General features: G+C 67.0%; 10 protein-coding genes. 3 read left to right on the top strand and 7 right to left on the bottom strand.

The annotated features are described in order from the left end of the window. Positions 1 to 58 precede the first annotated feature (58 nt). Entirely contained in the window at positions 59 to 1,579 is a 1,521-nt protein-coding gene (locus AC1DSO_RS17640; RefSeq protein WP_477070064.1) for a lipopolysaccharide biosynthesis protein, read from the top strand. A 13-nt stretch (positions 1,580 to 1,592) separates the two neighbouring features. Here the strand turns inward: AC1DSO_RS17640 and AC1DSO_RS17635 are convergent, their stop codons facing one another. Beyond that, positions 1,593 to 2,477 carry a glycoside hydrolase family 16 protein gene (locus AC1DSO_RS17635; RefSeq protein ID WP_477070084.1) on the bottom strand — a complete coding sequence of 295 codons (885 nt, stop codon included), beginning with the start codon at positions 2,475 to 2,477 and terminating at the stop codon, positions 1,593 to 1,595. A 356-nt stretch (positions 2,478 to 2,833) separates the two neighbouring features. Between AC1DSO_RS17635 and AC1DSO_RS17630 the strand changes: the two genes are divergently transcribed. Then, the gene (locus tag AC1DSO_RS17630; protein WP_477070063.1) at positions 2,834 to 4,204 is read left to right on the top strand and encodes an O-antigen ligase family protein; all 1,371 of its coding nucleotides are present in this window, start codon (positions 2,834 to 2,836) and stop codon (positions 4,202 to 4,204) included. On the opposite strand, the gene AC1DSO_RS17625 is transcribed toward AC1DSO_RS17630, so the two are convergent. Beyond that, positions 4,173 to 5,216 carry an acyltransferase family protein gene (locus AC1DSO_RS17625; RefSeq protein WP_477070062.1) on the bottom strand — a complete coding sequence of 348 codons (1,044 nt, stop codon included), beginning with the start codon at positions 5,214 to 5,216 and terminating at the stop codon, positions 4,173 to 4,175. The genes AC1DSO_RS17630 and AC1DSO_RS17625 overlap by 32 nt on opposite strands. Continuing rightward, positions 5,213 to 7,456 carry a glycosyltransferase gene (locus tag AC1DSO_RS17620; RefSeq protein ID WP_477070061.1) on the bottom strand — a complete coding sequence of 748 codons (2,244 nt, stop codon included), beginning with the start codon at positions 7,454 to 7,456 and terminating at the stop codon, positions 5,213 to 5,215. Before AC1DSO_RS17620 ends, AC1DSO_RS17625 begins: the two co-directional genes overlap by 4 nt. Positions 7,457 to 7,627: 171 nt before the next feature. Between AC1DSO_RS17620 and AC1DSO_RS17615 the strand changes: the two genes are divergently transcribed. After that, entirely contained in the window at positions 7,628 to 7,810 is a 183-nt protein-coding gene (locus AC1DSO_RS17615; protein ID WP_477070060.1) for a hypothetical protein, read from the top strand. A gap of 28 nt (positions 7,811 to 7,838) precedes the next feature. On the opposite strand, the gene AC1DSO_RS17610 is transcribed toward AC1DSO_RS17615, so the two are convergent. The 4 genes from AC1DSO_RS17610 to AC1DSO_RS17595 all read right to left on the bottom strand — a co-directional run bounded on the left by AC1DSO_RS17610 (position 7,839) and on the right by AC1DSO_RS17595 (position 13,190). Next, a complete protein-coding gene (locus AC1DSO_RS17610; RefSeq protein ID WP_477070059.1) occupies positions 7,839 to 10,085 on the bottom strand; it encodes a GumC family protein in 2,247 nt (748 codons plus the stop codon). A gap of 4 nt (positions 10,086 to 10,089) precedes the next feature. Then, positions 10,090 to 11,106, bottom strand: coding sequence for a glycosyltransferase family 2 protein (locus AC1DSO_RS17605; RefSeq protein WP_477070058.1), 1,017 nt, complete (start codon positions 11,104 to 11,106; stop codon positions 10,090 to 10,092). A gap of 11 nt (positions 11,107 to 11,117) precedes the next feature. Beyond that, positions 11,118 to 12,467: a UDP-glucose dehydrogenase family protein gene (locus AC1DSO_RS17600; protein ID WP_477070057.1), complete on the bottom strand. Its 1,350-nt coding sequence runs from the start codon at positions 12,465 to 12,467 to the stop codon at positions 11,118 to 11,120. Between the two features lie 72 nt (positions 12,468 to 12,539). After that, entirely contained in the window at positions 12,540 to 13,190 is a 651-nt protein-coding gene (locus AC1DSO_RS17595) for a sugar transferase (protein ID WP_477070056.1), read from the bottom strand. Between the last annotated feature and the right edge of the window lie 473 nt (positions 13,191 to 13,663).

Here is a 13,663-nt window from a genome sequence, read left to right as displayed (position 1 = left end):
GCGAACATAGCCGGTTCGAGGTGGCGTGGGTAGCGCCCGCAAGGAAAAGCGAGCGAAGATGGCCCCTTCAAGGCGGGATGATGAAACCGAGCGCGCAAGCCCCCCGGTCGGCGCCCTGAAATCGCGCGCGGTCGGCGGCGCGGCGGTCACCGGGGCCGCCCAGGCCGTGAAGGTCGCCGTCCAGTTCGTCTCCGTGGTGGTGCTGGCAAGGCTGCTGCGCCCCGGGGATTTCGGGCTGTTCGCGATGGTCATGCCCCTGACCGCCTTCGTCATGGTGTTCCAAGACTTGGGCCTGACCCAAGCGGTGATCACCTCGCGCGAGATCACCCGCGAACAGATGAGCGGCCTGTTCTGGATCAATCTGGGAGTCTCGGCGCTGCTGGGCCTGCTGCTGGCCGCGACCGCGCCTCTGCTGGGCCTGTTCTATGGCGAGCCCAAGGTCGTCGGCCTCACGGTGGCCCTGGCGGCGACCGTGATGATCGCCGGGCTGGGGTCGCAGCACTTCGCCCTGTTGGCCCGGGATATGCGCTTCAAGCCCCTGGCGATGATCGACAGCGCCTCGGCCGTCATCGGCCTGGCCACGGCCGTGCTGATCGCCTGGTGGCGGCCCAGTGTCTGGGCCCTGTTCGCGGCGACGACGGCGACGATGTCGGCGGGCATGGTCGGCGCCTGGCTGTTCACCGGCTGGCGTCCAGGCCGGTCCGCGCCGTTCGCCGAGGTGCGCGCCATGCTGCGGCTGGGTGGGGGCGTCACCACTTTCAACATCTCCAATTTCTTCGCCCGAAATCTGGACAACGTGCTGATCGGCCGGGTGGCGGGAGCCGCGCAGCTGGGCCTTTACGACCGGGCTTACAAGCTGCTCCTGCTGCCGCTGCAACAGATCAACAACCCGATCGGCCGGGTCATGGTCCCTATCCTGTCCCGGTTGGTCGACGAGCCGGAGCGCTATCGCCAAGCCTATAGCCGCACCGCCCAGCAGATTCTGCTGATCACGCTGCCTGGCGTGCTTTTCCTGATCTTCACGGCCGATACGCTGATCCCGGCGCTTATGGGCCGTGAGTGGGCTGGGGCCGCGCCGATCTTCACCTGGCTGGGCCTGGCGGCGCTGCCCCAGCCGTTCAGCAACACCCTGGGCTGGCTGTTCGTCAGCCAGCAGCGCACCGGCCAGTTCGCCCGCTGGGGCCTGTTCAACGCTGTGACCAGCATCGCGGCTTTCGTCGTGGGCCTGCCCTGGGGAGCGATCGGTGTCGCGGCCGCCTATGCCCTCAGCGACGTCTGTCTGAGATTGCCGGCCCTGTGGTGGTACGCCGGGCGCGAAGGCCCCGTCCGCACGAAGCAGATCTGGGCTCTAGCCGCGCCGTTCGCGGCGGCCGGCGCGGTCGCCGCGATCCCGCTGGCCGCCCTGCGCCTGACCTCGACAGGCTGGCCGCTGCTGGATCTGGCGATCGCCGCCGCCGTCTCATATCTCGGCGTGGCGAGCGCGCTGCTAGCCTCGTCGACCGGGCGCGGCATCCTAAAGGAAAGCCTGGGCCTCGTCGCGATGGCCGGCCAGCGCCTGGGTCGTCGAAAGCTGGCCTAAGGCCGGATATGTTCTACTGGGCCAACCGCCAGGCCCGCACATAGTCGATGGTCATGGTCGCCGGAAACGGCGTGGTCGCTGTCGGATCGCCGGGCCAGTAGCCGCCGACCGCGAGATTGGCCAGCAGATACATCGGCTTGTGGGCGTCGGTCGGAGTCGGCTTGGCCGCTGTCTGCTTGCCGTCGAGATAGAAACGGATTTCGTCCTTGGTCCACAACATGCCGTAGGTGTGGAACTCCGATGTGTTCACGGGAACGGGGACGGGCACACGGGTGGTGTCGCCCAGCGCCTTGCCGGTCTGCTTGGAGTGGACGCTTTGATAGACGGTGGTCGGTTCATGGCCCAAGGCTTCGACGATGTCGAACTCGGGCGGCCAGCCGCCGTCGGATGGCAATGTCCAGAAGGCGGGCCAAAGTCCCTTTCCACCGGTCCAGCGCGCCCGGATCTCGAAATATCCGTAGAGTTGGGAGAAGCTTCCCTTGGTGGTGATCAGGCCTGAACTGTAACTGACGTCCTTGAGCGGGCTAGTACGGATCGACAGAGGCTGCTTGGCCACCTCGGCGACCACCGCCTGGCGCACCGACGGCGACATCGGCGCCGCGGTGATGGTCAAGACGCYGTCGGCGACGGAGAAGGGCTGCACGCCCAGCCCCAGGAACGCCGGATCGAAATAAAGTTCGCGCTCGCGATTACCGTACAATGACCGATTGGCCACCGTGGTCGGCGTTATGCCGTCGGTCCGATAGGCCGTGCGCCAGCGGGTCGTGTCGAGACCTGCGCCATAGAACTCTTCGCTGAAGCTAGGCGTGAGAGCGAAACCCTCGGGCGGACCGCCAACCGGTTCTTGAGACCATGCGGCGATCGCCGCGGCCGCGCCAGCCAGGACCACCAGCGCCATGCCCACGGCGCGTATTCGTCTAGGGACTGAAGTCATGGCGCTCCAATGCTCAAGCTAAGACGTCCCGACAACAAACCTTCCATCAACAGAAGCAGAAAATCACGCGAAATATATCGATCCAACGATTGTTTCACAATCTCGCCACGTTCGGGCCCGACAAAACCGAGGAATGACAATTATATCATCCCTTACTGCTTAAATTCTCACACGCCGGACTTATAGTCACGGCCTATACATACAGCTAAGCTCTTCGTCTGCGGATCAGCTCTTGATCGCGAACGGCGGGCGGAGCGATGCTGGCGATCGACCGCGCGGTCCTTCGCGCGCGTGAAACCGTCCTCTTCCGTCGAGGCGATATGGCCATCATCAGCCGCATCCGTTCCGAACTCTCAGCTCGCAACCCGCTCGACACCCCCTGGGCCGCCGAAGCCTTGTGCCTGCTCGCCCTGGTCCTGACCTGGACCGCCATTCTGGGCTCGATCAATATCATCCTGCAGCTGGGCGTTCTCGCTCTGCTGGTCTGTATCCGGCCCGCGACCCTGGCGACGACCTTGACTCGCGCCTGGCCGCTGCTGGCCATTCCACTGGTCGCCTGCCTTTCCGTCATCTGGTCGACGGCGCCCGAGATCAGCCTGCGCTACGGCGTCCAGATGCTGCTGACGGCGCTGATCGCCATGTCGGTGGTCGGCGCGCTGTCGACCCGGGCGCTGGTGCGGATCATCTTTCTCAGCGCATTGTTCATCTGCCTGGTCTGCATCGCCGACGGGCGGCGCGGCATTTCGGCGACCGGGCCCGTGCTGATCGGCATATTGGGCTCCAAGAACGCGATGGCCGTGCTGGCCCAGCTGGTCCTGGCCGCGGCCATCGCCGTCGTGGTCGACCGCGAACAGCCCAGGCCGGTGCGGCTGCTGGGCCTGCTAGGCGCGCCCGTCGCCGGCTTCGTGCTGCTGAAGGGAGAGTCGGCCGGCGGTCTGATCACCGCGGCGCTCGGCGTGCTGCTCTTCACCGGCCTGTCCGTGTTCGCCATGCTGAACGTCCGCTGGCGCGCCTTTGCGATTTTCGCGCTGGTCGCCGCCATGATCCCATTGGCGATCGGCTCCTCGATCCTTTTGGAGGAAGCCCAGCACTTCTCGACGACGGTGCTGCACAAGGACCCGGGCCTCACGGGCCGCGACTATCTCTGGGCCCACGCGGACCGCATGATCGCCGAACGCCCGTGGCTCGGCCATGGCTTCCGCTCGGCCTGGCTGGGCGGCGATGCCGACAATATCGGCCTGCTGCGATGGGCGGGCGTCGTCGACGGCAAGGGCTTCCACTTCCACGACACCTATCGCGAATGGGCGGTGGACTTCGGCCTGACCGGCGCGGCTCTGTTCTGCGCGCTGTTCGCCGTCGCCGGGGTCAAGTCCGTCGCGCGGACCATCGTCGCGCCATCGGCTCCCGCCGCCTTCCTGGCGACCATGTTCCTGATCCTGGCCATCCGGGCCAAGGTCGAGAACGTCTTCCTGCCCTTCGCCCCGATGACGGTTCAATTGTTCGTCCTGGCGTTCTCGGGATGGTTGGGCTTGCGCGAGACCGCGGCGATCGAACCGGAAGCCGAGCTAGAGCCCGCCCCCAGCTCACGACTTCACCGCCGCCGTCGGTCCGCGATATCAAGGCCGTTCAGATCGCGGGTCATCGCCCGCTCGTCTCGGATCAATTCAGCCCCAGGAACACACGACGCGTGACGGCGTGGCGCTTCAGCAGCGTTTCCAGCGCCATCGGACCGGCGATCGCCAGCGCCATGCCGACCACGACCAGCGCCGCCAGGTCCGTCACGCCCAGCCGTGTCAGCGCCAGGCGCGAACCGGCCGCGAAGAAGATGTGGAAAAGGAAGATCGCGAACGAGGAATCGCCGATGCGCGCGAGCCAGCTGCTGCTGGGCCAGTCGTTGGGAATGTAGCGCAGCAGCAGCAAGGACGCGCCGCCGCCCACCAGCGGGGAAAGCAGGTGAACACGGCCCACGCTTTGGGCGTGCGGCAAGGTCAGCACTTTCCAGGCATGGAGCGCGAAGGCGCAGATCAGGATCGCGGCGACCATCCACGGAACCCCGCGCGCGTCCATCGGCTTGAAGCGGCGAGCGGCCAGGCCGAGCAGGAAATAGGGCGCCAGATAAAGCGCCCCGCCGATCGACAGAAAAGTGACCGCCTCGAACTGGGTGGCCAGCAGATAGGCGGTCACCGCCGCCACGACGACACCCGCCGGACGACGCAGCAGTCCCAGCCCCTCGAGCACGGCGATCCCGACGAAGATCAACGCCATCGCCTGCAGGAACCAGAAGATCTCGTAGGAGAAGACGTAGATCCGCCAGATCTCCGGCAGCCGCCGGATGAGCGCGCCGTCCAGGGCGTTCCAGGTCAGGAAGAACAGGGTCGAGGCCGTCGCCAGCGGCAGCAGCAATCGCCGCGCCTTGCCCCTCAGGAACGGCAGCAACCGGCCGCGCTCCGTCGGCCGCAGCGCGTAGACATAGCCCGACAGGAAGCCAAAGATCGGCATGCGGATGTAGAGCAGCAGGTCCAGTCCCTTGCGGATCCATCCGTCGTCCGGGACCCGCAGGCCGTCATGGGCGTTGCCGCCGATGACGTGGAACAGGACCAACAGCAGGCAGGCCAGGCCGCGCATGACCTGGATACGGTCACGTTCGGCGGTCGCGACCGCGCGCGTGGCCAGCGGCGCCTGATCCAGCGCGACCTCGCTCATGGCGCGCCGACAATGGCTTCGAGGAATTCGCCGTAGCAGGCCTCGGGCGAAAAGCTGCGACGCACGCGATCGAGCGCGGCTTCGCCCAGGGCGACACGCCGGGCGGCGCTCGCCAGCAGTTCGACCACATGGGCGGCGAACAGTTCGGGATCGTCGGCCCGCAGGACGCAGGATCGCAGCAAATCCTCCACACCCTGCAGGCTGACCGAGGTCGCGACCACGGCCTTGCCGCGCCCCAGCGCCTCGATCACCTTGATCTTCAGCCCCGACCCCGTCGTCAGCGGCGACACCACGACCGCGGCGCGAGCGTAAAGCGGATCGAGGTCCGGCACTGGTCCCAGCATCCGCACCCCGGGCGGAACGACGTCGAAGGCTCGGCTGACATTGCCGGCGACCATCAGCATCGCCTCGGGTTGCTCCGCCCTGACGGCCGGCCAGACCTTGTCGAAGAACCACCGCAAGCCGACGACATTGGGCGCGGTGTTGCTGCCGACGAACAGCAAGAGCGGCGCCTCGCCGGGGCTGGCGGCGTCGACTGGCGCGGTGGCCAGCGGCGCGACGATCACTCTCTGGTCGGGATTGGCGGCGCTGACCGCCTTCGCTTCGGCCTCCTGGATGGCGACCACGGCGTCGGCCTGGGACAGCAGTTCGAACTCCCGTTCCGGATCCAGCGTGGCGACCGAGTCCGTCGCGCCCGCGGCGGCGAACGACGCCGTCCGGTTGGAGAACAGATCGTGCATGACCACGAAGCAGGGCGCGCCTGGCGTCAGGGCGTAGGGGGCCAGCGGCGTCAGGAAGGCGTAGTCGGCCAGGATGGCTCGCGCACCCCGCGCGCGCTCGGCGACATAGAGCCTGTCGACATCGGCCGCCGCCGCGCTGACGGCGTAGGGCGCAGGCTTGACCCACCCGCTGGGCTTCAGTTTCAGCTTGGCCAGCAGACGCTCCAACATCGTCAACAGCGCCGCGCCCAGGACGGCTGGGTCTTGGGCGATCAGCAGGTCGCCGATCCGCCACCCGCCGCGCACCCGCACCCGATCGAACACGGCCATCTCCGAGGTCAGCCGCATCCAAGGCCAGCGGCCGAACGTCCCGGGACTAGGCCCGAGGAACTCCACCGACAGTCCGCGCGCCTTGAGCGCCCGGCACAGGCTCAGCAGATAGGTCGAGCTTCCATTGGTGGGCCCGATCACCCTTTGGCGCGACAACACCACGACCCGCCCGGCCGCCGAGGTCCGGCGCGGCGTCGCGGGGCCACGCGTCAGCGCCGCTAAACGGTCGCCGACCACGATGTTCAACAGGGCCGCGCTGCCTGGCGAGCGCAGGCTGGTCCGCAGGGCCTCCAGCACCGCGCCGCGCTTAAGATCGGCGACGATCTGGATAAAGCCCCGCGCGGCCGTGATGCTCCGCTCACGAACGGTCAGGGCGGCGTCCAGCGCCGGCGACGCCTCGACGTCGGCGCGATAGCGTGCGGCGTTGGCCGCCATCGCCTCCAGTCGCGCCTCGTCCAGCCGGTGCGAGATCGAGACGCGGTGCTTGCGGTAGAAATAGGTCAGGTCCGGATACGCCCTCAGACGCAGCCCCCGGGCCATCGCCCGCGCCAGCAGGTCGTAGTCCTCGCCGACGGGCAGCGCCTCGTCATAGGAGACCGCCGCGACCCGCAGGGCCTCGCGCCGAATCAGCGGCTTGGTGAAGCCCAGCACCGGCTCCTGTCCGAACAATCGGTTGGATCGCACGAAGGCGGGCAGGTCGATCCAACGGGGCGCGCCGCCTAGCATCCGAGACAGCAGGGCGCGCGGCGGCGCCGCCTCATCCTCGGAAAAGATCAGCAAGTCATCGACCGCGATGTCCGCGCCGTCGGCCTGGGCCTTGGTCAGCAGGGTCTTCAGGCGTTCGGGATGGATCAGGTCGTCGCTGTCGACCACCGCCACCCAATCACCCCGCGCGACGGCCAGGGCCGCGTTGCGCGCCGCGCCCGCCCCGCCGCTGCGAGCACGCTCCAGAAGGCGGATCCGGGGATCCGAGGCGGCCAGGCGCCGAACGATGGCCACGCTGTCGTCCTGTGAGCCATCATCAACGACGATGACCTCCAGGTCCCTCAGGGTCTGGCGCTGGATCGAGGCCAGAGCGTCGGCGATGAATGCCGAGCCGTTGTGGTTGGCCATCAAAACGCTGACGCGCGGCGCGCGCGGCACAGCCGCCCCGGCGGAGCCGAGCCGGGGCTCTTCGACGAGTTCGATCACCGCTTTAGGCTCCCCACCCGACCTGCGCGCCTTTGCCGCTGTTGAGGAACGGCGCCGAGACCTTCCACGTAATGACTTTGTGGATTAGACATTCAGGCATCCGATCTCTGACGCCTTGGGTTGAGCCAGGCCTCCAAGGTCGGATCGAAATGGGAAGCCGGGATCATGGTCTTGAGGCAGAAGATACCGAACTATACCGGCCCGGGCCCCGTCGCGGCGCAACGCCTCGACGCCGCTCCCGCCGTCAGCGAGAAGCCCAAGCCGCGCTGGTCGAAGCGCCAGACCCTGGCGTTCATCATCGCCTTCAACGTGGTGGGCTGGACCGCGGCGTGGTTGGTGCTCAAGCCTCATTGAGCCACGCTCCGCGCGGCGGGCCCAAAGCCTAGCCATTGGCGTAGTACCCCTTGAACTGGCCATAATAGAAGGCCGGGTCGCCGTAGCCGAACCGCTGCTGCCGGCGGAAATCCACCTGGGTCAAGGCCAGGCCGGCGATCGTCGCGCCCGACTGCTCCAGATAGCGCAGGCCCTCGTCCACGGCGTTGGTCGATGTCTTGCGCCACCGCGCCACGTGCAGGACGACATCCGCCTTGGCCGCCAGCACGCGCGTGTCCGCCACCGCCAGAACGGGAGCCGTATCGAGCAGGACGAGATCGAAGCGGGCAGACAGGGTCGACAGCAACCGATCCATGGCCGGGTGCGAAAACACATCCTGGTGGACCGTCTGGCGGTGGGCGGTAGGCAGCAGCATGGCGCCCGAGACGTCCGCCAACAGGGCTTGGTCGAGTCCGCAGGCGCCCGACAGCACCTCAAGCAGCCCGACATCGGGTTCACGGCCCAGCAGCTGATTGAGGCTGCGGCGGCGAAGATCGCAATCGACCAGCACGACCTTCAGGCCAGCCTGGGCCGCGCTGCGCGCCATGCAGACGCCGACCGTGGTCTTGCCCTCTCCCGGCAGGGACGAGGTCACGGCGACGATCCGCACCTCGCCGAACTCGCCGTGCAACAGGACCGCGCGCAGCGTGCGGAAGGATTCGGCGAACACCGACATCGGTCTGGCCAGCACATGGGCGGCCGGCGCCATGTCGCGGTCGCGGCGGCTCGACACCGAACGCAGCAGCGGCACCGAGCCGAGCGCCGTCAGGTTCAGCTTCCGCTCGACGTCGGCCGCCGTGGCCAGGCTGTCGTCCATCGCCTCGGCCAGCAGGACCGCGCCGATCCCCAGGACCAGGGCCAGCACCACGCCCAGCGAGACATTGATCGGTACGTTGGGCGAGCTGGGCATGCTCGACGCCCGCGCCCGCGAGACCAGTTCGGCGTCGGAATCCTGCAGCGCCGCCTGAGACGAGGTCTCGCGATAGCGGGCCAGGAGCGACTCATAGTCCGCGCGGGCCACCTGGGCGTCGCGTTCGAGCCGGTTGAGCGAAACGCTGGCGGCGTTGACGCCCGCCAGGCCCCCGCGGGCCGCGCCGAGGCTGCCCACGAGCGAGCTCGTCCGCTGCCGCGCCACCTGAGCCTTGGCCTCGAGGTTCGACATCACCCGATGGATTTCATCCTCGATCTGCCGGTCGATGTCGCCCAGCTCCCGCTGCGCCTTGAGCAGGTCGGGGTGGCGGGGGCCATAGCGGCCCCGAAGATCGGCGACGGTCGCGCTGACCCCCGCCCGTTGCTCGCGCAGCTTTTGGATGACCTGAGAATCCAGGGCCTCGCCCACGTCATCGCCCCGCGAACCGCGCGCCAGTTGATTGCGCGCGGTGTCGAGGCGCGCCTGCTCGGTGGCCTCCTCGGCCCGCGCCGTGGCCAGTTGCTGGTTGTAGCTGGAGATCTCCTGCTCGGCCAAGGTCGCGCCCTGGGCGCTGAGCAGGTTGTTGCGCGCCCGATAGGCGGCGACGGCGGCTTCCTTGGCGGCCAGCTCCGGCTCAAGCTCCGCCAACCGCCGCTGCAGCCAATGGTTGGCCTTGGTGGTGGTCGACATCTTCGCCTCGGATCGCGAGTTCAGATATTCCTCGGCGAAGGTGTTGGCGATCAGGGCGGCCTTCTTGGCGTCCCGAGAGGCGAAGCCCACATCGACGATATAGGTCAGGCCCGACCGCCGGATATTCAGTCCGCGCTGCACGGCGCCGATGGCCGCGCCGCGGCCCCGGGTTTCAAGCTGTTCGCGGCTGGCCAGCGGCTGCTCCGGCTCCCCGAGCCCGAGGCTGGCGAGCCAGCGGTCCAGCTGCGAGGGTTCGCGCAGGGAGGCGTTGAACTCTGGATCCTTCTGCAACTGCAGCCGGTCGGTGACCCGCTGGGCCAGCTCGCGCGACTGCAAGACCTCGACCTCGGTGTCGATCGCCGCGGATTCCGCCGGCAGATCGGGCACCACCGACTGGGAGGCGATAACCTGCTCTGGACGCGGATTGAACATGATCTGCGACTTGGCGGAGAACAGGCGCGGCGCGATCAAGGTCAGGATCAGGGCGGCCAGCAGCACGATCGTGGCCACGGCGATGAACGTCCGCAGCCGGCGCTGAAATGTCCGCCACAGCTTGCGCGGATCGATGACCTCGGAAACCGTCCTGGGCGTCTCATGGGTCCCGCCGCGCGAGGCGCCGGGAGCGATGAAGGACGGGCCTTGAGTGGCTATCGTCATGCATTCACTTCGCGATGGTTTGATTCAAACGAGCGGCGGTCGACGGTCGCGATGTCGACGGGGCCGTTCTGGATTTCGCCGCCAGACGTCCGACGGAGCGGAGCCAAGCCTGTTCGGCGAGCCGGGCGACCAGATAGGAGCCGACCTCCCAGGAGGTGAAGGTGCGCAAGGCGCCGATCACGTCGCGCGCCTTCACCGCGTTGATCATCAATCGCCACTGAAGCCGGCTGTCGACACTGGCGGCATGCTGGCGAAGGGCCCGCCGCTCACCCGCGCTCAGGGCCCTCAGGGCCGCCAATCCTCGATCGCAATCGCGCAGACGGCGCAGATCGTCCTCGGAATGGCTCCCGCTCAGCGAGCCGGCCCGCTCCACGGCGACATAGCCGCGCGGCGGCAACAGGACCATCCGCGCGCCCCGCACCAGGGCGCGGGCGTAGAATTCGTAGTCCTCTCCCAGCCTCAGCCGCTCGTCATAGATAAGACCGTGCTGGCGCAGGAACGCCGTGCGCATCAGCGGCTTAATGAAGCCCAGTTCCTGGCGCGGCCTGCCCTGCCGGCTGACATTGCCCAACACGAACGCCTCGAAGTCGATCCGCCGCGGATTGTTGACGGGCGTGGACGGGTGACGGATCGCGGTCGGCGAATTTTCCTGGGTCCGGATCAGCTCGTCGGCCACGAGGTCCGCGTCGCCGACATCGGCCAGCAGCCGGGCGATGCGCCCCGGGAGGAAATAGTCGTCGGCGTCCAGCACGCAGACCCAGGCCGCCGTGGTCAGGTCCAGGGCCCGATTGCGCGCGGCGGCCGGACCGTGGTTGGACGGCTGGCGCAGGATCACCACGCGCCCGCTGCCATCGTCACAGGCCGTCGCCGTCGCGATCGTGTTGTCTTCCGAGGCGTCGTCGATGACATAGACCTCGGAGACCCCCGGCTGCTGCAAGGCCGAGCGGATCGCCCGGCCAATCGTCGCCTGGGCGTTATAGGCGGCGACGATCACGCAGACGTCCCCCTGGGGCAAGGGCATGGGACGCGCCATTAGGCCACCGCCGCGATGGCCGCGACCTCCTCCGGGACCCGCTTTTGAGGCCGCCCGACCCCCACATAGGCGAACCCTTGCTCGGCCATGTCCTCGGGGCGGTAGATGTTGCGCAGGTCGATCACCACGGGCCGCCGCAGCAATCCCTTGACCCGTTCCAAGTCAAGCGCCCGGAACTGATCCCATTCGGTGACGATCACCACCGCGTCGGCCCCTTCAACGGCCTCATAGGGCCCAGGACGGAAATCGACGCCAGAGACCAGGCGGCCGGCTTCGCGCATGCCCTCCGGATCATAGGCCTGGATCCGCGCGCCCAGCGCCTGGAGACCGGCGATGATCTCCAGCGCCGGGGCGTCGCGCATGTCGTCGGTGTTGGGCTTGAAGGTCAGGCCCAGCAGGGCGATCGTCCGGCCGCGCATGTCGCCGTCGAGCGCACGGACCACCTTGCCGACCATGGCCTTCTTGCGGTCGTCGTTGACCGCCACCGTAGTCTCGATCAGCCGGATCGGCGCGCCATGGTCGCTGGCGGTGCGGACCAAGGCGATGGTGTCCTTTGGAAAGCACGATCCGCCATAGCCGGGACCGGCGTTGAGAAACTTGCCGCCAATCCGCTTGTCCAGGCCGATGCCCCTGGCCACCTGCTGCACGTCGGCCCCGACCACTTCGCACAGGTCGGCCATCTCATTGATGAAGGTGATCTTCATCGCCAGGAAGGCGTTGGCCGCGTACTTGATCAGCTCGCTGGTCCGACGACCGGTGAAGACCACCGGCGTCTCGTTGAGGAACAGCGGGCGATAGAGTTCGCGCATCAGGTCCTCGGCGCGACGGTCGTCGCAGCCGAYCACCACGCGGTCAGGACGCTTGAAGTCCTCGATGGCCGCGCCTTCGCGCAGGAACTCCGGATTGGAGACCACCGCGAAGTCCGCCTCGGGCCGCGCCCGCTTGATGATGGCCTCGACCTCATCGCCGGTGCCCACCGGCACGGTCGACTTGGTGACGATGACGGTGAAGCCGTCGATCAGGCCGGCGATCTCCTCGGCGGCGGCGTAGACATGGGACAGGTCCGCATGGCCGTCGCCGCGCCGCGACGGCGTGCCGACGGCGATGAACACCGCGTCGGCTTGCCTGACCGCGTCGGCCGGATCGCTCGTGAAAGCGAGCCGCCCTTCGCGGACATTGCGCATCGCCAGTTCGTCGAGACCCGGCTCGAAGATCGGCATGTCGCCCGCCATCAACCGCCGTATCTTGTCCGCGTCGCGGTCCACGCAAACGACCTCATGGCCGAAATCGGCGAAACAGGCCCCGGACACCAAGCCGACGTAGCCGGCGCCGATCATTGCAACTCGCATGACCATGATCCTTCAAAGCGGAGTGAAACATTGGGCGGGACACGGCCGGCCGAAACCGCCGCGAACCGCGCCTCAATAGGAGCCTTGGCCCTTGAGGACGGCGGGCACGGTCCAGACGATGATGAAGACATCGCGGCTCAGCGACTTACGCCGCGCATAGATGACGTCGCACGCCACTCGGCGGCGGTAGGAGACGTCGTTGCGGCCGCTGATCTGCCATAGGCCGGTGATCCCCGGACGCACCGCGCAATAGGAGGCGAAACGGCGGCCATAGCGCGCGACCTCGGCCTGGACGATCGGACGCGGCCCGACGATGCTCATCTCGCCAAGCAGCACGTTGATTAGCTGTGGCAGCTCATCGAGGCTGGACCGGCGCAGGAAGGATCCCAGGGGCGTGACACGCGGATCGTCCCGCAGCTTGTGGTCCAGCAGCCATTCCTGACGCGCCGATTCATCGACCGCCAGCAGCCTGGCCAGACGCTCCTCGGCGTCCACGACCATGCTGCGAAATTTCAAACAACCGAACGGCCGGCCATCGCGCCCGATGCGCCGATGGCTGAACAGCACAGGGCCCCCGTCGGCGAGCTTGATCGCGATCGCGATCGTCGCCAGCAACGGGGTGATGAAAATCAGCGCCAGCAACGCCACGGCGATGTCGAGACATCGAGAAACCACCTCGCTGATCCGAGGCAAACTCATGCTCACTGAGGTGACTTGAGTCATACCAATGTTCACCGCACGACCTCCGATGCACAAGCAATCATCAAACCTCTTTGATGATTGCTAGATAAATCTGGGCCCACCCTAATATTTATAGAGAATTGAGAGACGATATAGTCTTGGACTATCGCAATGCAGCATTTGCGCCGCATCGCCTTTCGCTCTCCCTGCGCCTCCCCGCGCGATGACCGAGATCGACTCCTCTTAACCGTTGCCTTCGACCACAAGATCGAATCCGGAAAGATGTCGCGGCCTCACATCATGCACATAGCGTTCGCCAGTGCTGTATAGTCAAGTCTTATTCTGACGCTATCAAGCACATACCCATCCAAATCGAGCAAGCTGCACTATGAGCAGAACCTTCGATTTTTACCCTGCTGCGTGAATACAAGGCGCCAAATCGACGCAGGAAACAAGCTTGGCCTGATAAAAAAATGTGCTGCATCCGACACAAAATTCCGCCGAGAGATCAAGAT

Source organism: Caulobacter sp. P4_E5 (genome assembly GCF_056401555.1).
This window is presented reverse-complemented; position numbering and strand designations above follow the sequence as displayed.